Source organism: Rhodococcus sp. M8 (assembly GCF_015654185.1).
GTDB lineage: Bacteria > Actinomycetota > Actinomycetes > Mycobacteriales > Mycobacteriaceae > Rhodococcus > Rhodococcus aetherivorans.
The window spans coordinates 4,018,455-4,041,535 of record NZ_CP064065.1 but is presented as its reverse complement, the minus strand read 5'-3'; the positions used below and the strand labels follow the sequence as shown (position 1 = coordinate 4,041,535).

Here is a 23,081-nt window from a genome sequence, read left to right as displayed (position 1 = left end):
GGTTGCGGGTCAGAGACGTTCGATGATGGTGGCATTGGCCATGCCGGCACCCTCGCACATGGTCTGCAGGCCGTACCGGCCGCCGGTGGCCTCGAGGTGGTTGACCAGCGTGGTCAGCAGCCGGGTGCCCGACGAGCCGAGGGCGTGTCCGAGGGCGATCGCGCCGCCGCGCGGGTTGAGCCGGGCCGGATCCGCCCCGAACTCGTGCGCCCACATCAGCGGCACCGGGGCGAACGCCTCGTTGACCTCGTAGGCGTCGATGTCGTCGATGCCCAGACCCGAGCGGGCCAGGATCTTCTTCGTCGCGGGGATGGGGGCGGTGAGCATGAACATCGGATCGTCGCCGGCGACGGCGAAGGAATGGAACCGCGCCCGCGGGGTCAGGCCCAGCTTGGCCGCGGCCTCCTCGCTCATGATCAGCACCGCCGACGCCCCGTCGGTCAGCGGCGACGAGTTGCCCGGGGTGATGTGCCAGCCGGCCTCCGGGAAGCGCGCGGCGTACGCCTCGGTGTAGAACGACGGCTTCAGCCCGGCCAGGGCCTCGGCGGTGGTGGCGGCGCGCACCGTCTCGTCGACGGTGTGCCGGACCTGCTCACCGGCGGCATTGGTGACCGTGATCGGGACGATCTCCTTGTCGAAGAAGCCGGCGGCGATCGCCTCGGCGGCCCGCTGGTGCGACTGCGCCGAGAACGCGTCGAGGGCCTCGCGGTCGAACTTCCACTTCGCGGCGATCAGCTCGGCGGAGATGCCCTGGTTGACCAGGCCCTCGGGGTAGCGGGCGGCGATACCCGGGCCGGAGGCGTCCTGCCCCATCGACGACGTACCCATCGGCACCCGGCTCATCGACTCCACACCGCACGCGATGACGATGTCGTAGGCGCCGGCGATGATGCCCTGGGCGGCGAAGTGGGCGGCCTGCTGGCTCGAGCCGCACTGCCGGTCGATGGTGGTGGCCGGCACCGACTCGGGGAAGCCGGCCGACAGCAGGGCGGTGCGGGAGATGTTCAGGGCCTGCTCGCCCGCCTGGTTGACGCAGCCGCCGATGACGTCGTCGACGAGGGCGGGGTCGAGGTCGTTGCGCGAGGTGATCTCACGCAGCACGTGGGCGAGCAGCTCGACGGGATGGGTGCCGGACAGGGCGCCGCCGGGCTTGCCCTTGCCGACCGCGGTGCGGACCACGTCGACGATGACAGCGTTGGTCATGAGGAGTTCCTTTCGAGGGTTGGAGCGGCCCGGGTGCCCCGGAGGGGATCGACGAGACCCCGGGCCGAGATCAGGGGGTCAGCGACCCTTCCAGACCGGCTGCCGCTTCTGCGCGAACGCGGTCGGGCCTTCCTTGGCGTCGTCGCTGGTGAACACCACCTTCACCGCGGCGGCGTTGGCCTCCCACACACCCGGCTCCCAGTCGGCGCCGTGCGCGGTCCGGTGGATCATCGACTTCGATTCGCGTACCGAGAGCGGAGCGTTCGCGGCGATGGTCTCGGCCAGCCCGAGCGCCATCTCGAGCGCCGTGCCGTGCGGTGCGACCCGGTTGACCAGGCCCAGTTCCTTGCCCTGCGCAGCGGAGATCGGCTCACCGGTCAGCGCCAGTTCCAGCGCGACCTTGCGGGGGATCTGCTGTTGGAGCCGGATCACCCCGCCCGCGGCGGCGAAGAGACCTCGCTTGACCTCGGGCAGGCCCAGCTGGGCCTCCTCGTCGACGACGGCGAGGTCGGACGCGAGCACCAGCTCGGTGCCGCCACCGAGCGCGAACCCGTTGACCGCGGCGATGGTCGGCTTGCTGATCCAGTGCTGGGCATAGCCGGCGAAACCCCATTCGGGGTGCCCGTCGGCGGCGATGCTCTCGCCCGTGGCCAGGGCCTTGAGGTCGGCGCCCGCGCAGAACGCGCGGCCCGCACCGGTGAGCACAACGACGCGCACGTCGTCGTCCGCCTCCGCCTGCTCGAGCAGCGTGCCGACCGCCGTCGCCAGCGCTGCGTTCACGGCGTTGAGCGCCCGGGGGCGGTTGAGCGTGATGACGGCGATGCCGCCACGCCGCTCGTACTGTGCGGCAGGTTCGGTAACGGTGGACTCGTCGGCCATGTGCGCCCCTATCGGATACAGTCGGCGTTACTTATCGATCGCTAAAGGACTATCACGGATCGATCGATCGGTCAATGGCCTGATCTAACTAGCGTCCGATCAGACGGTTCTGGTATGGATGAGGCCGTACGCGTGAGCCGCGACACGGATTCCCGAAGACACGGGCCCCCGAGACACGGAGCCCCGAGACAGGCTCGGCCACCAGGACGGCAGGAGAACTCATGCAGGCGGTACAACTGACCGAAGCAACCGGGCCCGACGGCGTACGACTCGTGGACCTTCCCGAGCCCGACGCGGACGGCCTCGTCGTCGTCGATCTGCACGCGGCCGGAGTCTCGTTCCCAGACCTGCTGCAGACCACAGCGAGCTACCAGGTCGTGCGCCCCCTGCCGTCCGTGCTCGGCGTCGAAGGCGCCGGCACCGTGCGCACCGCCCCGGCCGGCAGCGGCCTGAGCCCGGGGCAGCGCGTCGCCGTCCTCGCCACCGGCGGCGCCTGGCAGCAGACCGTCGCGGTGGATCCGAAATCCGTCTTTCCGCTTCCCGATTCGGTGTCCCTGACGGCCGGAGCCGGATTCCTCATGAACTACCTGACCGTCCACTTCGCCCTCGACGAACGAGCCCGCTACCGCGCCGGCGAGACGGTGCTCGTGCACGGCGCCGCAGGCGGGGTCGGCGTCGCCGCCCTGCAGGTCGCGGCCGCGCTCGGACTCGAGACCATCGCGGTGGTGAGCACCGAGGAGAAGGCCGCGGTCGCGAAGGCCAACCGCGCCACCCACACCGTCGCCGTGGAGGGCTTCAAGGACCGGGTCCTCGAGCTCACCGGCGGACGCGGCGTCGACATCGTTCTCGATCCCGTCGGCGGCGACCGGTTCACCGACAGCCTGCGCAGCCTGGCACCGAACGGACGGGTCGTGGTCCTCGGCTTCACCGGCGGTGAGATTCCCACCGTCAAAGTGAATCGTCTTCTGCTCAAGAACATCTCGGTCCTCGGCGCCGGATGGGGCGAATACGTGCGTACCTTCCCCGGCTACACCGCCCAGCAATGGGCGCAGCTCGAGCCGCTGCTGCGCTCCGGGGCACTGCAGATCCCCGAACCCACCGTCCACCCGATGACGCACGCCGCCGAGGCGCTGCGGTCGCTCGCACATCGCTCCGCCACCGGCAAGGTCGCCCTGGCGCTGCGCCCCTGACGTCCCGAGAGACCCTGACCGTCCCGAGAACCCCACCCCCGGAGGACCCATGACCATCGATCCCGTCGGCGTCGACGTCACCGTCGACGACGGCATCCTGCGCGTCACCCTCAACCGGCCCGCACGGATGAACGCCGTCACCACCGCCACCCTCGAGACCGTCGCCGACGCCTTCGAGAAGCACGCCGGCGACGACGCCGTGCGCGTCGCGGTCCTCACCGGCACCGGTCGCGCCTTCTGCACCGGCGCCGACCTCGCCGGCAAGGACCTGTCCGCTCCGCCGTCGGCCGGGACCATCGACGCCGCCAACCGCACCGTCGCCGCGATCCGCGCCTTCCCTCGCCCGGTCATCGGCGCCGTCAACGGTCCCGCCGCCGGCGTCGGCGTGTCCCTCGCCCTGGGCTGCGACCTCACCGTCGCGGCCGAGTCCGCCTACCTGCTGCTCGCCTTCACCCGCATCGGCCTCATGCCCGACGGCGGCGCGACCGCACTCGTCGCCGCGTCGATCGGCCGTGCCCGTGCCCTGAAGATGGCGCTGCTCGCCGAACGGCTGCCCGTCACCGAGGCACTCGCGGCCGGGCTGATCGCCGAGGTGCACCCCGACGACGACTTCGCCGCCGCCGTCGACGCGCTCGCCACCCGGCTCGCCGCCGGACCGGTCGAGGCCTTCCACGCCACCAAGGACGCGATCAACGACGCGACCCTCGGCGAGCTCGACAGCGCGTTCACCCGCGAGCGCGCCGGGCAGCTCGAGCTGCTGGCGTCCGCGGACTTCCACGAGGGCGTGAGCGCCTTCCAGGAGAAGCGGACGGCGGTGTTCGGCCGGGGCTGAGCCCGCCCGTCAGGGCTTCGAGGGAGGGGTGGCGCCGACCGTCTTGAGGGCGATCGCGACGTACTTGCGCGCCACCTCCTCCGGGCTCAGGGAGCCCTCGCGGTGGTACCACCGCGGGATGGACTGGCACATGCCGAGCAGCGCACGGGTCGTCTCGGCCGGATCCTCGACGTCGAACGCCCCGCGCCGGGTCCCGTCCTCGACGATCTCGAAGACGAGCTTTTCGATCTCCTTGCGCACCGCGCGGTAGCGCTGCCGGTTCTCGGGGCTGAGGTAGCGCACCTCGCCCTCGAGGGCGGCGAGGCGGGGACGGTTCGTCATGCGCAGCACGATCGCCTCGATGGCGTTGGAGAGCCGCTGCACCGGATCGTCGCCGCCGTCGGCGTCGGCGGCGTAGGCCCGGGTCATCACGTCGCTGGTCGAGAGCTCGAGCAGCGCGATGAGCAGGCCTTCCTTGTTCTCGTGGTGGTAGTACAGCGCGGGAACGGTGACGCCGACCCGGCGGGCGATCTCCCGTACCGAGGTGCCGTGGAACCCGGTCTCGTAGAAGGCGTCGAGCGCCGCGGAGAGAATGGGAGTCAGCTCCATCGGCTCGAGGCGACGCCAGTCCGGCGCAGCGACACCGTCCGCGACGGTGTCGTCGGTGGAAGTTCCCATTGCCGTACCCAACCTATCGATCGCTACATTCGGACGGCTCGAGGATACCTGTGCGCCGGCCCCGGCCGGGACGCCTGCGCACTCGGGGGCTCCCCGCGAGCGATGGACGCGCGCAGGAAGCACCACGGCGCGGGGACGACGAGGTGGGGGCTAACCCATCGGATCGTCGGCGCCGGCGCGTCCGGTGTCGTGGAACGGCGCCTGGAAGGTGCCCCAGCGCACGCACTCCCAGCCGCCGCCGGGCAGCGGGACCAGTTCGACGCTCTGGGTGTTGGCGAGGTGGTTGCTGGTCGCGAAGCTGCCCGGCACCCGGCCGAGGTGCGCGGCGACGAGGCGGATGGCGGCGCCGTGGCTGACCACGACGACGTCCCCCGAGCCGTCGTCGAGGTAGTCGGTGCGCAGCGACTCGACCACCGGCAGGTACCGGTCCAGGACGTCGAGGCCGGATTCGCCGCCGGGCACCCGGTCGCGCAGGTCGCCGGTGTGCCAGGACTCGTACACCTTCATGAACAGCGCGTGGGATTCCTCGTCGCTGCGGTCCTCGAGCTCACCGACCTGCACCTCGTGCAGGCCTTCGCGGACGACGGTGGTCACACGGGCGGCGAGCTCGACGTGCTCGGCGGTCTGCCGGGCGCGCAGGGCCTGCGAGGCGAACAGGGCTGTCGGCGGCTGCTGCGCGAAGCCCTGTCCGAGGGTGCGGGCCTGCGCAACGCCGAGGTCGGTCAGTTCGGCGCCCGGCAGCTTGGTGTCCAGGCGACGTGCGACATTCGCCACCGTCTGCCCGTGCCGGACCAGGATCAATCGGCCGCTCAACGCTCTTCCTCCCCGCGCCGCAGCCGTTGCAGCCACTGCGCATCCTCTTCGTCCGATACCGGGGCCACACCGTGCTGGGACACCGCCGCCCAGGAGCCGAGGAACCGCACCTGCGCGAAGCGGTGCAGCGCCTTGAGCGCCTCGGCGACGAGCGCGTCGTCGATGTGGCCGACACAGTCCAAGTGGAAAAAGTAGGTCCCGTATTCCTGGCGGGTAGGGCGGGACTCGATGCGGGTGAGGTCGATGCCGCGGGTGGCGAACTCGGTCATGGCCCGCACGAGGGAGCCCGGTTCGTTCGGCAGCTGCAGGATCACGGAGGTGCGGTCGATGCCGGTGCGCGCCGGCGTGGGGGCGGGCCGGGTGGCGAGCACGAACCGGGTGCGGGCGCCGGCGTGGTCGGCGACGCCGTCGGCGAGGACCGGCAGGCCGAGCCGCTGCCCGGCCAGGGCGGTGGACACGCCGGCGTCGGCCTTGCCGGCGGCGACGTCCTCGGCGGCGCCGGCATTGGACGAGGCGGCCACCACGTCGGCCTTCGGCATGTGGTCGACGATCCACTGGCGCACCTGCGCGGCGGCCACCGGATAGGCGTGCACGGTGCGGACCTCGTCGAGCGTGATGCCCGGCCGGGCCACGACGGTGAAGGCGACGTCCAGCTCGGTTTCGGCCACGATCTGCAGGCGCGGGCCGACCGCGAGGGCGTCCATCGTGGGGGGCACCGAGCCCTCCACCGAGCTCTCGATGGGCACCACTGCGCCGTCGACCGCGCCGTCGCGCACGAGTTGCAGCGCCGCGGGCGGGCTGGCGGCCGACACCCGCTCGACCGGGCCGCCGAAGGTGCCGGCGTCCTCGAACCGGGCGAGGGCCATCTCCGTGAAGGTTCCGGTGGGGCCGAAGTAGGCGATGCGGGGCACGCCTAGAAGGGTACGCATCGAACGTGTCCGGGCCCTGTCATCGCGGCAACGGGGTCATCGCGGCAACGGGGTCATCGCGCCGCCAGGCCGAGGGCTGCGAGGTCGCGCGCGACGCCGGCCGGGTCGTCGACCTCGACGGCGAGCAGGATCTCGCGCACGGCCGCGGCCGCCTCGGGGATCAGGGCGGTCAGCCGGCCGGGGTCGGGCGCGGCGAGGGCGGCGCGCACGTCGTCGCCGCGCAGGGCCGCGACGGTGGCGGCGAGCAGGGCGAGCACCTCGTCGGCGTCGCGGGCTCGGGCGACGTAACCGGTGCCGGCGTGGGCGAGGACGGACAGGAAGTCGGCGATCTCCCCCACGTCGCGTCCGGTGGGCAGGCCGGGGCTGTGTCCGGCGCCGACGAGTGCGCGGGCCGTCACGGGCAGGTCACCGGCGTCGACGTAGACGGTCAGAGGGGCGGGTACCGCGACGGCGAGCGCGTCGTCGAGGTCCGCCGCGGTGCAGTCGAGCTGGTAGCGGACCGGGACCGGGCGCAGGCCGGCCAGGCGCTCCGCGTCGGGGGCGACGTCGAGTTCACCGACGATCCGCACCGCGCCGGTGGTCTCCCCGAGGGCCTCGGTCAGCGTGGACACCGGCACCACGAGGTCGCCGATCGCGTCGAGCGCGGGGGCGGCGAGCGCGTCGGCGAGGGTCGGATGCCGGCGGGTGAGCAGGGCGGTGAGCAGGCCGCGGGGCTCCTCGCGGGACGGCGGCATTCCGAGGGTGAGCGGGATCGGCACGTCTCCAGGCTAGTCGCCGGGGTGTTGCGACCCCGCTCACCATGACTTAGGTTTGCCTCACCTACCATTCGAGGAGGATTCGATGCCGGCCACCACCGCCCGTTCCGCGCCCACGACCGCCGAAGCGGTCCGCACCGCCGTCGCCCGCACCGGCTCCGCCGCAGTTGTCACCGGCTCCGCCGCAGTTGTCACCGGCTCCGCCGCAGTTGTCACCGGCTCCGCCGTACTCGCCACCGACGGGGCCGCGCCCGTCACCGCGGTGCTGCACCACCTGCACAGCGACGGCGACCTGCTCGTCGTCGTCCCCGACGACTGTGCCGCCGTTGCGCTGACCTGGCAGCGCGGCGCCGCGGGCCTGCACTCCGTGCTGGAACTGACCGACCACTCGCCGCTGCGGCTGCGCAACCCCGTCCGCTCGCTCATCTGGCTCAGCGGCACCGCCCACGCCGTCGCCGAACCCCGCCGGCTCGCCGCCGACATCGCCGCGACCGTGCCCCACCCCGCGCTGCTCGACGTCGGGCACCGCTCCGAACTGCTGCGCCTACGGCTCACGTCCGTCGTCGCCGCCGACACCACCGGCGCCGAGTCCGTGGAGGTCGCCGACGTCCTCGCGGCCGCGCCGGACCCGTTCGCGGCCGTCGAGTCCGCATGGTTGCAGCACCTCGAGCAGGACCACGGCGACCTCGTCCACCGCATCGCCCGGCACATCCCCGTCAACGACCGGCGCGGCCGCATCCGGCCTCTCGGCCTGGACCGTTACGGCCTGCGCCTGCGACTCGAGTCCGGCCGCGGCGACCACGACGTCCGGATTCCGTTCCCCGAACCCGCCGACGACGTCGAGTCCCTGAGCCGCGCCCTGCGCCGCCTCGTGGGCTGCCCGTTTGCCAACGGGCTGCGCGCGAGGCACTGATCGGGCCCCGCGCTTCGGCGGTATCCTCGAGTCAGCACTCTCCCGAGCGCGTCGCACGCCGAAAGCCGGGAACCATGGCCGATTTCGATCCGGAAGCCACCCGCCCCGCGGGGCAGGGGATCGCGGCGGAACTCGCCGCGGCGGGGTTCGACGACGCCCTCGTCGTCGGCCGGGGCGGCTTCGGCGTCGTCTATCGGTGCCGGCAACGCTCCCTCGGGCGCACCGTCGCGATCAAGGTGCTCTCCTCCGACCTCGACGCCGAGAACCGCGAACGGTTCCTGCGCGAGGGGTTCGCGATGGGCGGGCTGTCCGGCCACCCGAACATCGTCAACATCCTCCAGGTGGGCGTCACCTCCACCGGCCGGCCGTACATCGTGATGCCCTACCACCCCAACGACTCGCTGGCGGTGCGGGTGCGCCGGGACGGGCCGATGCCGTGGTGGGACGTCGTCCGCGTCGGGGTCAAGCTCGCCGGCGCCCTCGAGACCGCCCACCGCGCCGGCACCCTGCACCGCGACGTCAAGCCCGCCAACATCCTCGTCACCGAGTACGGCGAGCCGCAGCTCACCGACTTCGGCATCGCCCGCATCGCCGGCGGCTTCGAAACCGCCACCGGCGCCTTCACCGGATCCCTCGCCTTCACCGCACCCGAGGTGCTCGAGGGCAAGCCGCCCACCCCGGCCTCGGACATCTACGGTCTCGGCGCGGCCATGTTCGCCCTCATCACCGGCCGCGCCGCGTTCGAGCGACGCACGGGCGAGGAGATCATCGCGCAGTTCCTGCGCATCACCAGCCAGCCCATCCCGGACCTGCGCCCCCACGGCATCCCCGACGACGTGTGCGCCGCCATCGAGCACGCCATGTCCGTCGACCCGGCCCGCCGGCCCGCGACCGCGGCCGACTTCGGCCGCGAGCTGCAGCAGACCCAGGCCCGGCACGGCCGCCACGTCGACGACATGGCCCTGCCCGGCGAGCTGCGGTTCCACGACCAGCCGACGGGCCGGCACCCCCTCGCGAAACCCGTCACGGCCACACCCGTCACGGCCACCGCGGCACCCGTCAAACCCGCACCGCCGGGACCGAACGGTCCCCCACCGCCACCGCCGCCCGGCCCACCCCGCCCGAGCGAACCCCCCGCGCGACGAACCGTGCGGCTGCCGGTGCTGCTCGCCGTGCTCGCCGTCGCGCTGCTCGCCGTCGCGGCCACGGCGGTCTACGTGGCGACACGGCAGGCCGGCGACGCCGGGACCGCCGCGGCCGGCGAGACCACCGAGGTCGCCCCGACCGCCGCGTGGCGCCCGCTGCGCGACGCGCCCACCGCCCGCCAGCAGACCGCCGCCACCGTCGCCGACGGCACCGTGTGGGTGTTCGGCGGCTTGGACGACTCCGGCTCCTCCCTCGCCCACGAGGGCTACGACCCGGCCATCGACACCTGGAAGGCCGGGCCCGACCTGCCGATCCCGCTCAACCACGCGACGGCCGTCACGTGGGACGGCGTGCCCGTCGTCCTCGGCGGCTGGATCCCGGACGGCCCCGACCTCACCGCCACCGCATCGAACCGGGTCTTCGCCGTCCGCAACGGTGAATGGGTGGAGATGCCACCGATGCCCCGGGCCCGTGCCGCCGGCGCCGCCGTCACCATCGGAAACAAGATCTACGTGTTCGGCGGCCAGGCCGACGACACCCTGATCCGCCCCACCGACGTGTTCGACGGCACCGCCTGGACCACGGTCGCCGACCTGCCGACCCCGCGCGAGCACCTCGCCGCCACCACCGACGGCACCTACGCCTACGCCGTCGGCGGCCGGGACCTGTCCGCCGACAAGAACGTCGCCACCGTCGAGCGCTACGACCCCGCCACCGGCGCGTGGACCGCCCTGCCCGACATGCCCACCCCGCGCGGCGGGCTCGGCGCCACCTACATCGACGGCCGCATCGTCGCCGCCGGCGGCGAGGAACCCACCCGCGTCCTCGCCGACGTCGAGGCGTTCGACCTGACCACCGGCACGTGGTCCGAGCTGCCGGACCTGCGGACCCCGCGGCACGGTCTGGTCCTCGGCGCGGTCGGCGACACCGTCTACGCCATCGACGGCGCCACCGGCCCCACCCACGCCGAGTCGACCTCCGTCACCGAGGCGCTGCAGATCCCGCCGCGCCGCGTCCAGCCCGGGCCGGCGTGGCGGCAGCTGCGTGACGCCCCCACCGCCCGCCAGCAGACCGCCGCCACCGTCGCCGACGGCACCGTGTGGGTGTTCGGCGGACTCGACAACAACGGGTCCACCGCCCGGGTGGAGGGCTACGACCCGGCCATCGACACCTGGAAGGTCGGACCCGATCTCCCCCTCCCGCTCAACCACGCGATGGCCGTCGAGTACGCGGACGAGCTGGTGGTGCTCGGCGGCTGGGTGCCCGAGGGCGCCGACCTCACCGCCCGACCGTCGGATCGGGTGTTCGCGCTGCGCGACGGGCAGTGGACCGAACTACCGGCCATGCCGCAGGCGCGTGCCGCCGCGGCCGCCGTCACCATCGGGGACAGGATCTACGTGTTCGGCGGTCAGGCCGACGACACCCTCCTCGCCGCGACCGACGTCTTCGACGGCAGCGGCTGGAGCACGGTCGCCGACCTGCCGACCCCGCGCGAGCACCTCGCCGCCACCACCGACGGCACCTACGCCTACGCCGTCGGCGGCCGGGACTTGGCCGCCGACAAGAACGTCGCCACCGTCGAGCGCTACGACCCCGCCACCGACACCTGGACGCAGCTTCCCGACATGCCCACCCCCCGCGGCGGGCTCGGTGTCACCCACCTCGACGGCCGCATCGTCGCCGTCGGCGGCGAGGAACCCACCCGCGTCCTCGCCGACGTCGAGGCGTTCGACCTGACCACCGGCACCTGGTCCGAGCTGCCACCGATGGGCGTCGCCCGGCACGGTCTCGTCGTCGCGACCGTGGGCACCACCGTCTACGCCGTCGACGGCGCGCAGCGGCCCACCCACGCGCAGTCCACCGCGTTGGCGGAGGCACTGGACTTCTGGTGAGGAAAGGCCGCTTCGCGGCCGGTGTGTCCTTCGGGTTGCCCCAGCCGCCCGAAGAACACACCGCGGCCCTACCTCCTCCGCGCCACATGACGCGGCCGACTGGAGGTCATCGTGGTCGGCCCACCGACGACCCGCCAGGCATGGACGGGAATGTCATCTCCGACGAACGACCGACGAGGACCCGTTCGAAGCTTGCACACCGCTCCGCGCCCGCACTCCGAGGGTCAGGGCTTCGGCGTGGCGGAACGTGCCCGCCACCAGCCCACCGCACCGGTGACGAGCAGCGCCCCCACGAGCGAGCCGATGATCCCGCTCGGCCGTAGCGACAGTCCGTCGCCGGCCAGAAGACTGACGAGTAGCCCGCCTACGAAGGACCCGGCGAGCCCGGCAGCGAAGGCGAGGGTCCAATCGATCCGCCCCGCCGACCTGCCCAGCAGCAACTGGGCCGCGGCGCCGACGACCATGCCGAACACGAGGATTCCGATGAGCAACATGGCGACAGCATAGACGCTGAGCCCGAATGCGAATGATTATCGGGGCGAACGTCTTTCGGGACTCTCGCCGCTGTGGTGTTCACCGCGGCCGACCGGAGGGACCCCGGACAGCGCACGTCGAGTGCGGCCCACCCGTTCGCCTCGACTGTCGCTGCGCTGGGAGACGTCCGTGAACTCACCCGTGCGCGGGAACTGCTCGACGGTGTGCCCGCGAGCGACGAGCACGGGGTCCCCTGGCCGGTCTACACGCGTATGGCGCACGCCCTGCTCGTGGAGAGGTCGGTCGGGTCCGCCCGTGCGCTCGACCTGGCCGATCCGCTGCGGCACACCACGAACGTCCCCGTCGTCACGGCACTGACGGCGAAGTGATATCGCCGTGCTCGTCACCCGAAGCGCGCTGTCGAGGTGTCGGCAACCTCTCCGGCGTGCAGGCTCTCGCGTTCGTCTAGGCGAGCCGCCTTGTCACCGCACGTCTCGTCCGGGCCGACGAGACGCTCGCGACTGCTGGGGTCCCCGCCGCTCGGCTGTCCGCCCGGGAGCGGGAGATACTCGCCTACCTCCGCACCCCGATGACAGCGGAGGAGATCGCCGCCGCGCTGTTCGTGTCCGTGAACACCGTGCGAACCCACCAGCGCTCGATCTACCGCAAGCTGGGCGTCAACTCCCGTCGGGACGCGATCAAGATCAGGATGTGAGAGGCACGCCACGACGCGGCACAATCGCGACCGTGACGATCCGTACCTGGCTGACGCCACCGCCCCGGCCACCCGCCGAGCACCTCGACCCGACGGCCCGCCGCGCCCTGTGGGTCGAGGTCACCATCGTCCTGCTCGTCACCTTCGGCCTGAGCGGGCTGTCGTCGATGCTGTCGCTGCTCGAATCCGCACTCGCACCGGAGCCGCTGTCCGACCAGACCGTCGCGCTGAACGTCCCCCGCTCGTCGCAGCAGTTCATCGACCTGGCCCGGCAGGTGCTCGGCATCGTCCGGTTGCTGGCATGGGCTGCGCTCGGGGTGTACCTGCTGTGGCGCAGCGGCATCGGCCCGAAGGCGATCGGCTTCGCCCGGGACCAGCTGCGCCGCGGCCTGCTCCCCGGCGTGGGGCTGGCCGCGCTCATAGGAATCCCCGGGCTCGGCCTGTACCTGGTGGCACGGGCGGCGGGCATCAACCTCACCGTCGCGCCCAGCACCCTCGAGGACTATTGGTGGCGGCTGCCGGCGCTGGTGCTGTGGGCGATCGCGAACTCCGCCGCCGAGGAGGTTCTCGTCGTTGCGTACCTGATCACCCGACTGCGGCAGCTCGGCTGGTCGGAGAACTCCTCGCTGCTCGCCTCGTCGCTGCTGCGCGGCAGCTACCACCTCTACCAGGGCCTCGGCGGCGGGCTCGGCAACGTCGTCATGGGTCTGGTGTTCGGCCGGTACTGGCAGCGCACGTCGCAGCTGTGGCCGCTGGTGGTGGCGCACGCGCTGATCGACAGCGTCGCATTCGTCGGCTACCAGGCGCTGCGCGGGCACGTGTCCTGGCTGCCCTAGCCCGGGCTGCGTACATTGGGAGGTCGTGAACGGCGACCATCCCGACCCCCGGCCCCGGCCCCGGCCGCCGCATCAGCCTCCGCAGATGCCGCCGCCGCGCCGCCCGGCACCGATGGGCCGGCCGGCGCCGCCGTCGTCGCCGTCGCCGGAGGGACCGCAGATCATCCGTCGCGACGGACGTCCCCCCGCCCCGCAGCAGGCCTGGTCGCAGGCGCCCACACCGCAGTACCGGCCGCCGGCACCCCCGCCGCGGCAGCCGCGGCCGGCCCCGCCGCCACACGAACCTCCGAGGCAGCAACCGCCGAGGCAGCAGCGCGACTGGGCGCCCAGACAGACCCCCGAACCGTACGACGAGCCGCGCCGCGCCGCGGCGCCCCCACCGCCGGCCCCGCCGCCGCGGCGTCGGCCCACCCCGCCCGCGCCCGAACCGGCCCCGCGCCGTCGCCCCGTCGGCGCCCGTCGCCTGCTGCGCCGCACCGCGATCGTCGTGCTGGTGCTGATCGCCCTCGTCGGCGCCGGTGCCGTCTACCTCGACGGCAAGCTCACCCGCGTCGACGCGCTCGCCGACTACGACGACCGCGTCGGCGACACCCCGGGCACCAACTGGCTGCTTGTGGGGTCCGACAGCCGCACCGGCCTCAGCACCGAGCAGGAGCAGGAACTCGCGACGGGTGGGGAGACCGGCCCGGACCGCACCGACACCGTCATGCTGATCCACGTGCCCAGCGGCGGCGGGGCCACCACGATGGTGTCCCTCCCCCGCGACTCGTACGTCCCGATCCCGGGCCACGGCCAGGACAAGCTGAACGCGTCGTTCGCGCTGGGTGGTCCGGCGCTGCTGGTGCAGACCGTCGAGGGCGCCACCGGCGTGCACATCGACCACTACGCCGAGATCGGGTTCGGCGGCTTCGCCTCGATCGTCGACGACCTCGGGGGTGTGGACGTCTGCCTGCCGCAGGCCATCGACGATCCGCTGGCGGGGATCTCCCTGCCGGCCGGCTGCCAGGAACTCACCGGTCCGCAGGCCCTCGGCTTCGTGCGCACCCGCGCGACGGCGCTGGCCGACCTCGACCGGATGAACAATCAGCGGCTGTTCATGTCCGCCCTGCTCAGCAAGGCCACCGGCCTGAGCACGCTGCTGAACCCGGTGCGGATGTGGTCGCTGGCCTCCGGGGTCGCCGGCTCGTTGCGGGTCGACGAGAGCGACCACATGTGGCACCTGGCCCGGCTCGGGTGGGCGATGCGCGGCGAGACGGTGACCGCCACCGTCCCGGTCGGCGGCTTCGAGGACGTCTCCGGGATCGGCAATGTGCTGCTGTGGGATCGGTCGCGGGCCGTGCCGTTCTTCGACGCGTTGGCCCAGGACCAGCAGATTCCGCCGGAACTGCTGACGCCGCCGTCGTGAGCCCGCTCGCCCCGAGCCGAGCGAATGTATCGCTCATCTCCGTAGGCCGACGGAACGATACATTCGCTCGGCCCGGGGTCGGGCCGGGGTCGGCGACGGGACGGGTCAGCGCAGAGTGACCTGACGACTGCGCAGGCCGTCGCGCGAGCGCCGCTCGGCGGCGGTGAGCGGCGCGTCGACCGCCAAGGCATCGGCGAGCCGGGCACCGAACTCGGCGGTCGGGCCGACCCACTCGTTGGGGTGCCGCTCGGGGTCGAGATCGAACACCGGCACGAGCAGGCCGTGGGTGCGGAACGACCCGGCGAACCGCGAGCCCTCCCCCAGGTGCAGTCCGCCCGCGGCGTGCACCCGCGACAACGCGGACATCAGGGTGTCCTCGTCCTCCGGACGCACCCAGCGCAGGTGCGCCTTCTCACCGGCATCCACCCACCAGGCGGCGACGACGCCCTCGCCCTCGAGCCGTGCGGACGGCATGATCGCGTCGTTGGCGTGCTTGACGGTGTGCGCGACGTCGGGTGAGACCTCGACGCCCTCGGGGATCCACCAGTCGAAGTCCTGGTGCACGGTGATCTCCGGGACGACGTCGACGTCGATCAGATCGTGCAGGCGCGGCTCGTCCGGTCCGGGTTCGGCGACGGCGAGCGACGAGCCGGCCTCCGCCTCCCGGGCCCACGCGATCGCCGCGCCGAGCTCGGCGGCCGGGTCGGGGCCGGCGGCGGCGAGCTGCAGCCCGACGTACGCGGTGGTCTCGTCGCGCTCCTCGCGGGCGAGCGCGGCGACGGCGCCGGGCAGCACGGTGGCCGCGCGGACGGCCCGGCCGGGCGTGGTCAACGGCAACGTGAACACCGCCGACGGAACGAACTCGCGCAAGGCCACCAGGTCGCACTCGAGGGCGAGACCCTCGAACGGCCGGGTGACCGTGGCAGCCTCGGCCTCCCGGGCGAGCCGGCGCTGCTCGAGCTTCGCGGCACGGTTGCTGCCGGGCTTGGGTCCGCTGTTTCTCTTACTCTTCTTGGCCACGGCGCAAAACTACACGCCGCGCGAAGCGCCGAGCAGAAGCTTGGTGCGCCCCGGATGATTGGTGGCCACCCAGCCGACGCCGAGGTCGCGGCACAGTTCGACGTCGGCGGGATCGTCGACGGTCCAGCAGTAGGTGGCGCGGCCCGCGGCAGCCGCCTTGTCGACGAGCTCGGGGTGCTGGCGCAGCGTGAGGATCGAGGGGCCGATCGCGGTGGCCCCGACGGTGGTGGCGGCGCTGCCCCCGAGATAGCGGGAGGTGTCGCCGAGGAGCACCGTCGGCAGCAGCGGCGCCGACCGCCGCACCCGCCACACCGCGGCCGCCGAGAACGACATCACGACGACGCGGGAGAAGTCCGCGGAGGCGGGGGTGGCGAGCCGGAAGCGGGCCAGCTCGGCGAGGAGTTTGGCCTCGACGAGCCCGCCGTAGCGCACGGGGTGCTTGGTCTCGACGAACAGCTTGACGGGCCGGCTGGTCCAGTCGAGGGTCAGCTCGATCAGCTGCCGCAGCGTCAGCAGGCGCGCCGGCTCGCCGGGGGTGCCGTAGTCGAGCTCCCCGAGCTGGGCGAGGGTCATCTCGCTGACCAGGCCACTGCCGGTGGAGGTCCGGTCGACGGTGCGGTCGTGGATGCACACGAGATGCCCGTCGCGGGTGAGCCGCACGTCGCATTCGAGGCCGTCGGCGCCTTCCTGCAGCGCGAGTTCGTAGGCGGCGAGGGTGTGCTCGGCCCTGGCGGCGGAGGCCCCGCGGTGCGCGACGACGCGGGGTTCGCCGGCCGCCGTCACGAGGCCACCGCCTCGTCGGTGCGCGCGCCGACCGGTTCGATCGGCGCGATGGGTTCGTACTTGGGGCCGGTCGCCACGGTGCGGCGGGGCAGGCGGCGGGGACGGCCCCGCAGGTCCTCGTCGTCGAACAGCCGCACCACATGCAGTGCCGCGACGGCGACGGCCGCGGCGAGGGCGGCGGTCACCGCGGCGAGCAGCACCCCGTCCGCCTGCGCCTGCAGGGTGTCCCTCTGCCGCCACAGCACGTTGACGACGAACAGCACGCCGCCGAGCACCCACAGCACCCACCACGTGCGCACTGCTCGCCGTAGCCGCGGGTCGTCGGGACCGGTGATCTCGGTGAGGAAGACGCCGGGCATCGCGAGGTTCACGCCGGGCACGAGGCACCCGAGCAGCAGCGAGATCCGGCCGCGCGGGTCGGCGGCACCGCGGGCGGCGAACAGCCGTCGCCGCACGCGGATCAGCCGCAGCGTCGCCGCGACCCCGGCGGCGAGGGCGACGGCAGGGCCGCACAACTGGGTGGCCCACACCAGGGCGTCGGACGCCGCGAGAGCGAGCGGGTCGACGAGGCGTGTGCGGTTGTACAGCAGCAGCCCGTAGCGGACGGCCTCTGCGACGGCGGCGAGGCCGAATACGACGGCGGTTCCGGCGAGCAGGGTCGGGGCGAGATCCGCGAGGGTTTCCTCACGCGACGGGGTCGACGGCTCGCCGGCCGGGCGAGGATCGGCAAGGCCCCAGCGCGGCACCTCGTGGTAGCGCGGAGCCGGGCCCGCCGGCCGCCGTCGCGGCCGGGGACCGTCCTGGCCGGAGCGGGCCTGCGGCGGCCGTGCCACCCAGCGGAAGTTGCGGCGCCCCGGTGGAACGGGGGCCGCGGTGTCGTCGGGGGACAGCAGCAGCCCGCGGCAGCCCGGGCACCACTGCCGGGGCTGCCAGGACACGGGCCAGCGGTGTCCGCAGCGGACGCAGATCTGGTAGGCGGCCATCAACAGATCTTCGCCGAGGCGTCGCCGTCGTGCCCGAGATCCCGTTCGCCGGCCTTGCGCACGTCGAGCAGCACGACCTCGGGACCGATCGGCGGCACGTCGGCGACCGTGACGGTGGGCACGTCGGGGAAGCTCACACCGTCAATACTGGCACGCCGCTGCGGCGCATGCAGCGACCACCGGGGATCCCGCCCGCCCCATGGAGAAGGGCCGCCCGCCCGATTCGCCCCGTCCCGGCGGGGTCGGGTGAAAACGCCTCCGCCCGGGAGTTATCCACAGTTTCCACAGCTTCATCCACAGAGGGCTCAGTTTCCACAGCGGCACATCGCCTCACTCCGGGAACATTTCGGCGGTGAGCGGCCGGGCTGCTCGCGTCATTCGTTGCCCCACAGGCATCTTCTGCACCACCACCGCGCACGGTTCACGGCTTCCGGCGCACCGTCGGCGGCGAGTGCGTGCTTCGACGCAGACCGACGCGGTCTCCGGCGAACTGAAATGATCGACGGCATGGAACTACGGATCTTCACCGAACCTCAGCAGGGTGCCACCTACGACGACCTGCTCGCCGTCGCGCAGACGGCCGAGCGGCTCGGCTACGGCGCCTTCTTCCGTTCCGACCACTATCTCGCGATGAACTCCGCCGGCCTGCCCGGCCCGACAGACGCCTGGATCACGCTGGCCGGCCTGGCCCGGGAGACCTCCACGATCCGGCTGGGCACCCTGGTGACCTCCGCGACGTTCCGCCACCCCGGCCCCCTCGCGATCACCGTCGCCCAGGTCGATGCCATGAGCGGCGGCCGGGTCGACTTCGGGCTCGGGGCAGGCTGGTACGAGGAGGAGCACCTCGCCTACGGCATCCCCTTCCCGTCGCTGAAGGAGCGCTTCGACAAGTTCGAGGAGTCGCTCGCCGTGATCACCGGGCTGTGGCAGACGCCGGTCGGGGAGACCTTCTCGTACGAGGGTGCGCACCACCGCATCGTCGATTCACCGGCGCTGCCCAAACCGCACCAGCGCTCCGGTCCGCCGATCGTGATCGGCGGCGGGGGCAAGCGCCGTACTCCGGCCCTCGCGGCCCGGTACGCGGACGAATTCAACATCCCGTTCCAGTCGGTGGAGGCCACCGCGGCCCAGTTCGCCCGCGTGCAGGACGCGTGCCGCGCGGCCGGCCGCGACCCTTCCGAGCTGACGTACTCGAACGCGCTCGTGCTGTGCTGCGGTAGCGACGAGGCGGAGATCGCCCGCCGCGCCGCCCGGATCGGGCGCGAGGTGGACGAGCTGCGGGAGAACGGTCTCGCCGGCACGCCCGCCGAGGTGGTCGACAAGATCGCCCGCTACGCCGAGGCCGGGTCGCAGCGCATCTACCTGCAGGTGCTGGATCTGGCCGACCTCGACCACCTCGAACTGGTGGCGCGGGAGGTCATGCCGGAAGTGTGACGACGAGGCGCGGTCAGTGGCTGCTGGTGGAACCGAGGAAGGCCGCGATTTCGCGGCTCCATTCCCGGTTGCGGGTGCGATCCAGCCGCCACCGGCCGTAGCCGAACACCGCGGCGGCGAGCAGGGCCGCGGCGAACCAGAGCGAAAGCCCGACCAGGACCGAGGAGATCTTCGCGCTCGTCGCGCTCAGCGGCGCGAGCGCCTGTTCGCCGTTCGGATCGACCCAGATCTGCACGTCGGCGCCGGCGGGTGTGCCGTAGTCCACCGTGACGTCACCCCGGCGCTTCTCGTCGCCCCAGGCCCAGGTGGCGGGCGCGGACGCGGAGGCCACCATCGTGAGCTCGCCGGCAGTGGCGTCCGTGGTCTCGGCCGCAGCCTGCGTCTTCGCCGTCACGAGGGTGCGTTCGGCGGTCTGCTGCACGGCGAGGGCCGACTGGGTGTCCCAGGTGCGGGCGCCGACCCAGCCGGCGAGGGGGATCGTCGCCAGGACCAGGAGCAGCACCGCCACGGCGAGTCGCGCCTCGGCACGGTCGGTGCGCCGGATCAGCGGGTGGCGGCCGCGCAGCCCCCGCCGCAGGACCCGCAGGTATCCGCTCGTGTTCCGCATCATCTCGGCCTCGATCCTCTCCCCCGTGACAACTCCCTCTTTCCAGAGTGATACGCACAGCTAACGACGGCAAGGCGTTCCGGCCAACGTCACACAACCCGGAAGTCGCCGATGCCGATCCGTTCGGGACCGAGCGCGGCGCGGGGCGTGGCGTCAGGCGCCGAGGCCGACCGGGCAGCTCACCCCGGTGGCGTGGACGGGGCAGTAGCCGTTCGGGTTCTTCGCCAGGTACTGCTGGTGGTAGTCCTCGGCGTAGTAGAACTGCGTGAGCGGCGCGATCTCGGTCGTCACGGCGCCGTAGCCGGCCGCGGCGAGCCGGGCGCCGAAGTTCTCGGCGGTGGCCTCGGCGATCTCGATCTGCCCCTCGTCGAACGTGTAGATCGCCGAGCGGTACTGGGTGCCGTGGTCGTTGCCCTGCCGCATGCCCTGCGTGGGGTCGTGGTTCTCCCAGAACTGCTTGAGGACGCCCTCGTAGGAGATCACCTTCGGATCGAACACGACCAGCACCACCTCGGTGTGCCCGGTCCGGCCCGAGCACACCTCCTCGTAGGTGGGATTCGGGGTGTATCCCCCGGCATATCCCGCGGCCGTGGAGTACACGCCCTCGAGCCCCCAGAACTCCTTCTCCGCACCCCAGAAACAGCCCATGCCGAGAACGGCGGTCTGCATCCCTTCGGGAAACGGCGGCATGATGCGGTGCCCGTTGACGTAATGGGTGTCGGGAACGGGCAGCGGCTCGGCGCGGCCGGGCAGCGCCTGCTCCTGCGTGACCATCACCGACTTCGAACCCGCACGGGCGAGGATGTCGTCGAACCAGGACATGCCTCGATGCTACGCGCGCGGCTTCTCCACGGGTTCCGTCTCGGCCGCCACCTGGGGCGACGGGCGTGGCGACAACCACCGGGCGGTGATCCAGCGGGCGGCCGGCACCTCGACGCCGCGGTAGAGCAGTTCGGCGACGGCCGCGCACACCACCACGAAGGCGAGCACGGCACCGGTGCGGCCGAGGTGGGCGACCGTGTTCTCGTACACCCGGTAGAGCACCAGCGTGTGCACCAGATAGATCGCGTAGCTGCGGGTGGCGGTCCAGTGCAGCACCCGCGAGCGGGCGAACCGGCCGTCGATGCGGGAGAGCAGGACCACGCACGCGGTGACCACGACGATGGTCCACAGGTAGCGGCTGCCGGCCCAGTAGACCTGGTAGTCGGTGGCCAGGTGCACCACCTGGACCTGGGCGAGCAGCGCGACGATCAGCCACCGCCGGGACGTCAGCCGCGCCCAGCCGAGGTACACGATCTGGCCGAGGAACACGGTCGGCATCGTGGCCGCGACCTTGGACAGGAACGGCACCGTGTACGGCTCGGGCAGGTACAGGTTGTACAGCAGCACCAGCATGCACACCACGGCGCCGAGGACGGGCACCACGATGGGCCGGGTCCGCAGGAGCGGCCGGGCGGCGACGCAGTACAGATAGAACGTGATCTGCACGGCGAGGGTCCAGGCGACCCCGAGGACCGCGACCTCGGGCTTCAGGAAGAACCCGCCCAGGAAGAAGCTGAGCACGGCCTCGACGCCGGAGACGCCGGTCTGGCCGCTGAACATCCCGTTGATCCCGAGCCGCACCAGCAGGATCGCGGCGAGGATCGCAACCCAGAACGCCGGCAGCAGCCGCGCGCTGCGGGCGACGAGGAAGCGCCGCGGTTCGTCGCGGATCGCGGAGCGGGTGATGAGCAACCCGGTCAGGGTCATGAACATCGCGACCCCGAGGAAGGACAGGTGCTGATTGAGGCCGGCGCCCTCGACGAGCACCCGGTACACGACGTCGATGACCCACCAGCCGGTGCCGAGGTCGTCGATGAGATAGAAGGAGATGTGCGAGTACAGCACCGCCAGGACGGCGACGGTGCGGAGCAGGTTCACACCGGGCAGGTCCACACGTGGCGCCGGGGCGTCGTGCGTCCCGTCGCTCGCGAGGGGCCGAAACACCCGACGATGTTAAGGGCCCGTTCACCCGCCGGCCGAATTGTCCGGCGTTTCCGCAGGTAGGTCGTCGGTCCCTTTTCGGACGCCGCCGCGACGCCCTCCGCCGCCACCGCCGCCCCGCACAACCGGCTGCGCGGGCGGTATTGCAGAGGGTGTACTTATGGGTTTGGGTGGAAACCCAGAAGTACTTGAAAATCACGCACGGGCCCCGCCGGGCCCGAAGAGAAGGGATCCTTCGTGGCTGAGTACACGCTTCCGGACCTGCCCTACGACTACGCCGCGCTCGAGCCGCACATCTCGGCGAAGATCATGGAGCTGCACCACAGCAAGCATCACGCGACCTACGTTGCCGGCGCCAACACCGCCCTCGAGAAGATGGCGGAGGCGCGGGAGAACGGCACGATGGCGGCGCAGGCCACCAAGCTGGAGAAGGACCTGGCCTTCCACCTCGGTGGCCACACCAACCACTCCGTCTTCTGGAAGAACCTGTCGCCGGAGGGTGGCGACAAGCCGGACGGCGAGCTCGGTGCCGCGATCGACGATGCGTTCGGTTCGTTCGACGCGTTCCGCGACCACTTCTCGGCGAACGCGAACTCGATCCAGGGCTCCGGCTGGTCCATCCTGGCCTGGGACTCCATCGGCCAGCGGCTGATCATCGTCCAGCTGTACGACCAGCAGGGCAACATCCCGATCGGCCTGACCCCGCTGCTCATGCTCGACATGTGGGAGCACGCCTTCTACCTGCAGTACCAGAACGTCAAGGCCGACTACGTCAAGGCCTTCTGGAACATCGTGAACTGGGCGGACGTGCAGGCCCGCTTCGACCGCGCCCGCACCCAGACCGCCGGTCTGCTGGTCTAGTCGCGTCGCACTTCGCGAAGGGGATGCCGGATTCCGGCATCCCCTTCGCGGGTTCCGGAGGGGCGCGCGACGGGGCTGGCACTCGGGGGCTCTTGTGTGCCAGCGGACGAAACGGTCATTCTTCACCTACCCAACGGCGTGTATCGGTCATCGACTGTCGTCACACCGAGGAGGTAGCGGGATGAGTGGGAACGAACAGATCGGCCTCGCCGCCTTCCACACCGGAGGATCCCTGCGGGGATTCGTGGTTTCGGGGCGGTGGCCGGAGAGCACGCGGGAATGGGCGCAGCTGCTCGCGGTGACGGTGCGGGTGGCGTCGCTGCCCGGCCTGCTGACCACGTCGACGGTGTTCGGGGTACGGGAGGAACTGCCCGACGACCCCGCGCCGGGCACGGTGGGCCTGGTGCTCGCGGAGGGTCCGGTGATCGGCGACGAGGCGGTGGAACCGGGCCGGTTCGCTGCGCACCAGCCGCCCGCCCTGATCATGCTGCACCCGCCGTCGGAGACGCGGCCGTCGCTGCCGGAGTGCACGGGCGCGGCGTCGGGGTGCGTGCTGCTGCCGGGGCTGCCGCACCTGGGCCTCGAGCACCGGGCCGCGTGGGTGGAGGCGGAGGCCGACGGGACGGTGACGTCGCTGGTCAGCCGGGTCGGAGTCGATCCCAACAGCGATCCCGACACCGCGGTTCTGGCCATGCTGCTCGCCGCCTGACCGGAACCCGCACCTCGAAGTTCGGGTTTCCAAACTTATTGCCGCCTTTGCCTTTTCGTGCA

General features: G+C 72.2%; 25 protein-coding genes. 11 read left to right on the top strand and 14 right to left on the bottom strand.

Annotation, left to right across the window (positions count from 1 at the left end):
* Positions 1 to 9: 9 nt before the first annotated feature.
* Entirely contained in the window at positions 10 to 1,203 is a 1,194-nt protein-coding gene (locus ISO16_RS18320; RefSeq protein ID WP_029546945.1) for a thiolase family protein, read from the bottom strand.
* Between the two features lie 78 nt (positions 1,204 to 1,281).
* On the bottom strand, positions 1,282 to 2,082 hold the full coding sequence (locus ISO16_RS18315) for a crotonase/enoyl-CoA hydratase family protein (protein ID WP_006944628.1): 801 nt from the start codon (positions 2,080 to 2,082) through the stop codon (positions 1,282 to 1,284).
* Between the two features lie 221 nt (positions 2,083 to 2,303).
* Here ISO16_RS18315 and ISO16_RS18310 point away from each other — a divergent pair, with 221 nt between their 5' ends.
* Positions 2,304 to 3,272, top strand: coding sequence for an NADPH:quinone oxidoreductase family protein (locus tag ISO16_RS18310; RefSeq protein WP_006944629.1), 969 nt, complete (start codon positions 2,304 to 2,306; stop codon positions 3,270 to 3,272).
* A gap of 49 nt (positions 3,273 to 3,321) precedes the next feature.
* On the top strand, positions 3,322 to 4,104 hold the full coding sequence (locus ISO16_RS18305) for an enoyl-CoA hydratase (protein ID WP_072633914.1): 783 nt from the start codon (positions 3,322 to 3,324) through the stop codon (positions 4,102 to 4,104).
* Positions 4,105 to 4,113: 9 nt separating this feature from the next.
* On the opposite strand, the gene ISO16_RS18300 is transcribed toward ISO16_RS18305, so the two are convergent.
* From ISO16_RS18300 to ISO16_RS18285, 4 genes are all read right to left on the bottom strand, one after another.
* Positions 4,114 to 4,761, bottom strand: a complete 648-nt coding sequence (locus ISO16_RS18300) for a TetR/AcrR family transcriptional regulator (protein ID WP_072633913.1) — start codon at positions 4,759 to 4,761, stop codon at positions 4,114 to 4,116.
* 150 nt (positions 4,762 to 4,911) lie between these two features.
* Positions 4,912 to 5,574: a histidine phosphatase family protein gene (locus ISO16_RS18295; protein ID WP_006944632.1), complete on the bottom strand. Its 663-nt coding sequence runs from the start codon at positions 5,572 to 5,574 to the stop codon at positions 4,912 to 4,914.
* The gene (gene pheA / locus ISO16_RS18290; protein ID WP_072633912.1) at positions 5,571 to 6,485 is read right to left on the bottom strand and encodes a prephenate dehydratase; all 915 of its coding nucleotides are present in this window, start codon (positions 6,483 to 6,485) and stop codon (positions 5,571 to 5,573) included. Before pheA ends, ISO16_RS18295 begins: the two co-directional genes overlap by 4 nt.
* A gap of 71 nt (positions 6,486 to 6,556) precedes the next feature.
* Positions 6,557 to 7,261 carry a hypothetical protein gene (locus ISO16_RS18285; RefSeq protein ID WP_170914009.1) on the bottom strand — a complete coding sequence of 235 codons (705 nt, stop codon included), beginning with the start codon at positions 7,259 to 7,261 and terminating at the stop codon, positions 6,557 to 6,559.
* Between the two features lie 82 nt (positions 7,262 to 7,343).
* Here ISO16_RS18285 and ISO16_RS18280 point away from each other — a divergent pair, with 82 nt between their 5' ends.
* Entirely contained in the window at positions 7,344 to 8,171 is an 828-nt protein-coding gene (locus ISO16_RS18280) for a DUF2470 domain-containing protein (RefSeq protein ID WP_075288585.1), read from the top strand.
* A gap of 74 nt (positions 8,172 to 8,245) precedes the next feature.
* On the top strand, positions 8,246 to 11,209 hold the full coding sequence (locus tag ISO16_RS18275) for a serine/threonine-protein kinase (RefSeq protein WP_072633910.1): 2,964 nt from the start codon (positions 8,246 to 8,248) through the stop codon (positions 11,207 to 11,209).
* A gap of 224 nt (positions 11,210 to 11,433) precedes the next feature.
* Here the strand turns inward: ISO16_RS18275 and ISO16_RS18270 are convergent, their stop codons facing one another.
* Positions 11,434 to 11,703 carry a hypothetical protein gene (locus tag ISO16_RS18270; RefSeq protein WP_006944638.1) on the bottom strand — a complete coding sequence of 90 codons (270 nt, stop codon included), beginning with the start codon at positions 11,701 to 11,703 and terminating at the stop codon, positions 11,434 to 11,436.
* Between the two features lie 72 nt (positions 11,704 to 11,775).
* Here ISO16_RS18270 and ISO16_RS18265 point away from each other — a divergent pair, with 72 nt between their 5' ends.
* The 4 genes from ISO16_RS18265 to ISO16_RS18250 all read left to right on the top strand — a co-directional run bounded on the left by ISO16_RS18265 (position 11,776) and on the right by ISO16_RS18250 (position 14,639).
* Complete coding sequence (locus ISO16_RS18265) at positions 11,776 to 12,072, top strand: hypothetical protein (protein WP_072633909.1); 297 nt, start codon at positions 11,776 to 11,778, stop codon at positions 12,070 to 12,072.
* A gap of 155 nt (positions 12,073 to 12,227) precedes the next feature.
* Positions 12,228 to 12,398, top strand: a complete 171-nt coding sequence (locus ISO16_RS18260; RefSeq protein WP_072633908.1) for a response regulator transcription factor — start codon at positions 12,228 to 12,230, stop codon at positions 12,396 to 12,398.
* 38 nt (positions 12,399 to 12,436) lie between these two features.
* Positions 12,437 to 13,234 carry a CPBP family intramembrane glutamic endopeptidase gene (locus ISO16_RS18255; RefSeq protein WP_442800831.1) on the top strand — a complete coding sequence of 266 codons (798 nt, stop codon included), beginning with the start codon at positions 12,437 to 12,439 and terminating at the stop codon, positions 13,232 to 13,234.
* A gap of 85 nt (positions 13,235 to 13,319) precedes the next feature.
* Positions 13,320 to 14,639, top strand: coding sequence for an LCP family protein (locus ISO16_RS18250; protein WP_442800800.1), 1,320 nt, complete (start codon positions 13,320 to 13,322; stop codon positions 14,637 to 14,639).
* A 105-nt stretch (positions 14,640 to 14,744) separates the two neighbouring features.
* Here ISO16_RS18250 and ISO16_RS18245 read toward each other — a convergent pair whose 3' ends face one another.
* The 4 genes from ISO16_RS18245 to ISO16_RS18230 are packed head-to-tail and all read right to left on the bottom strand — an operon-like array spanning position 14,745 to position 17,562.
* Positions 14,745 to 15,659: a DUF5926 family protein gene (locus ISO16_RS18245; protein ID WP_072633906.1), complete on the bottom strand. Its 915-nt coding sequence runs from the start codon at positions 15,657 to 15,659 to the stop codon at positions 14,745 to 14,747.
* A 9-nt stretch (positions 15,660 to 15,668) separates the two neighbouring features.
* Complete coding sequence (locus ISO16_RS18240) at positions 15,669 to 16,442, bottom strand: glycerophosphodiester phosphodiesterase (RefSeq protein ID WP_065923220.1); 774 nt, start codon at positions 16,440 to 16,442, stop codon at positions 15,669 to 15,671.
* Positions 16,439 to 17,425 (bottom strand): DUF4328 domain-containing protein, encoded by a 987-nt coding sequence (locus tag ISO16_RS18235; protein WP_072633905.1) that lies wholly within the window; start codon positions 17,423 to 17,425, stop codon positions 16,439 to 16,441. Before ISO16_RS18235 ends, ISO16_RS18240 begins: the two co-directional genes overlap by 4 nt.
* Entirely contained in the window at positions 17,425 to 17,562 is a 138-nt protein-coding gene (locus ISO16_RS18230; protein WP_206531166.1) for a hypothetical protein, read from the bottom strand. Before ISO16_RS18230 ends, ISO16_RS18235 begins: the two co-directional genes overlap by 1 nt.
* Positions 17,563 to 17,932: 370 nt before the next feature.
* Between ISO16_RS18230 and ISO16_RS18225 the strand changes: the two genes are divergently transcribed.
* Complete coding sequence (locus ISO16_RS18225) at positions 17,933 to 18,859, top strand: LLM class F420-dependent oxidoreductase (RefSeq protein ID WP_029546935.1); 927 nt, start codon at positions 17,933 to 17,935, stop codon at positions 18,857 to 18,859.
* A 13-nt stretch (positions 18,860 to 18,872) separates the two neighbouring features.
* On the opposite strand, the gene ISO16_RS18220 is transcribed toward ISO16_RS18225, so the two are convergent.
* The 3 genes from ISO16_RS18220 to ISO16_RS18210 form a co-directional block, all read right to left on the bottom strand.
* Complete coding sequence (locus ISO16_RS18220; protein WP_006944648.1) at positions 18,873 to 19,469, bottom strand: Rv1733c family protein; 597 nt, start codon at positions 19,467 to 19,469, stop codon at positions 18,873 to 18,875.
* Between the two features lie 150 nt (positions 19,470 to 19,619).
* On the bottom strand, positions 19,620 to 20,288 hold the full coding sequence (msrA, locus tag ISO16_RS18215) for a peptide-methionine (S)-S-oxide reductase MsrA (RefSeq protein WP_006944650.1): 669 nt from the start codon (positions 20,286 to 20,288) through the stop codon (positions 19,620 to 19,622).
* A 9-nt stretch (positions 20,289 to 20,297) separates the two neighbouring features.
* A complete protein-coding gene (locus tag ISO16_RS18210; protein ID WP_072633904.1) occupies positions 20,298 to 21,401 on the bottom strand; it encodes an acyltransferase family protein in 1,104 nt (367 codons plus the stop codon).
* Between the two features lie 285 nt (positions 21,402 to 21,686).
* Between ISO16_RS18210 and ISO16_RS18205 the strand changes: the two genes are divergently transcribed.
* Complete coding sequence (locus ISO16_RS18205; RefSeq protein WP_006944654.1) at positions 21,687 to 22,310, top strand: superoxide dismutase; 624 nt, start codon at positions 21,687 to 21,689, stop codon at positions 22,308 to 22,310.
* Between the two features lie 181 nt (positions 22,311 to 22,491).
* Positions 22,492 to 23,019, top strand: a complete 528-nt coding sequence (locus ISO16_RS18200) for a hypothetical protein (protein WP_006944656.1) — start codon at positions 22,492 to 22,494, stop codon at positions 23,017 to 23,019.
* Positions 23,020 to 23,081: the final 62 nt, after the last annotated feature.

Coding starts and splice junctions, on each gene's coding strand:
- ISO16_RS18320 (WP_029546945.1), bottom strand. CDS start 1,203: ATGACCAACGCTGTCATCGTCGACGTGGTCCGCACCGCGGTCGGCAAG.
- ISO16_RS18315 (WP_006944628.1), bottom strand. CDS start 2,082: ATGGCCGACGAGTCCACCGTTACCGAACCTGCCGCACAGTACGAGCGG.
- ISO16_RS18200 (WP_006944656.1), top strand. CDS start 22,492: ATGAGTGGGAACGAACAGATCGGCCTCGCCGCCTTCCACACCGGAGGA.
- ISO16_RS18280 (WP_075288585.1), top strand. CDS start 7,344: ATGCCGGCCACCACCGCCCGTTCCGCGCCCACGACCGCCGAAGCGGTC.
- ISO16_RS18310 (WP_006944629.1), top strand. CDS start 2,304: ATGCAGGCGGTACAACTGACCGAAGCAACCGGGCCCGACGGCGTACGA.
- ISO16_RS18220 (WP_006944648.1), bottom strand. CDS start 19,469: ATGATGCGGAACACGAGCGGATACCTGCGGGTCCTGCGGCGGGGGCTG.
- ISO16_RS18225 (WP_029546935.1), top strand. CDS start 17,933: ATGGAACTACGGATCTTCACCGAACCTCAGCAGGGTGCCACCTACGAC.
- ISO16_RS18270 (WP_006944638.1), bottom strand. CDS start 11,703: ATGTTGCTCATCGGAATCCTCGTGTTCGGCATGGTCGTCGGCGCCGCG.
- msrA (WP_006944650.1), bottom strand. CDS start 20,288: ATGTCCTGGTTCGACGACATCCTCGCCCGTGCGGGTTCGAAGTCGGTG.
- ISO16_RS18305 (WP_072633914.1), top strand. CDS start 3,322: ATGACCATCGATCCCGTCGGCGTCGACGTCACCGTCGACGACGGCATC.
- ISO16_RS18235 (WP_072633905.1), bottom strand. CDS start 17,425: ATGGCCGCCTACCAGATCTGCGTCCGCTGCGGACACCGCTGGCCCGTG.
- ISO16_RS18250 (WP_442800800.1), top strand. CDS start 13,320: ATGCCGCCGCCGCGCCGCCCGGCACCGATGGGCCGGCCGGCGCCGCCG.
- ISO16_RS18275 (WP_072633910.1), top strand. CDS start 8,246: ATGGCCGATTTCGATCCGGAAGCCACCCGCCCCGCGGGGCAGGGGATC.
- ISO16_RS18300 (WP_072633913.1), bottom strand. CDS start 4,761: ATGGGAACTTCCACCGACGACACCGTCGCGGACGGTGTCGCTGCGCCG.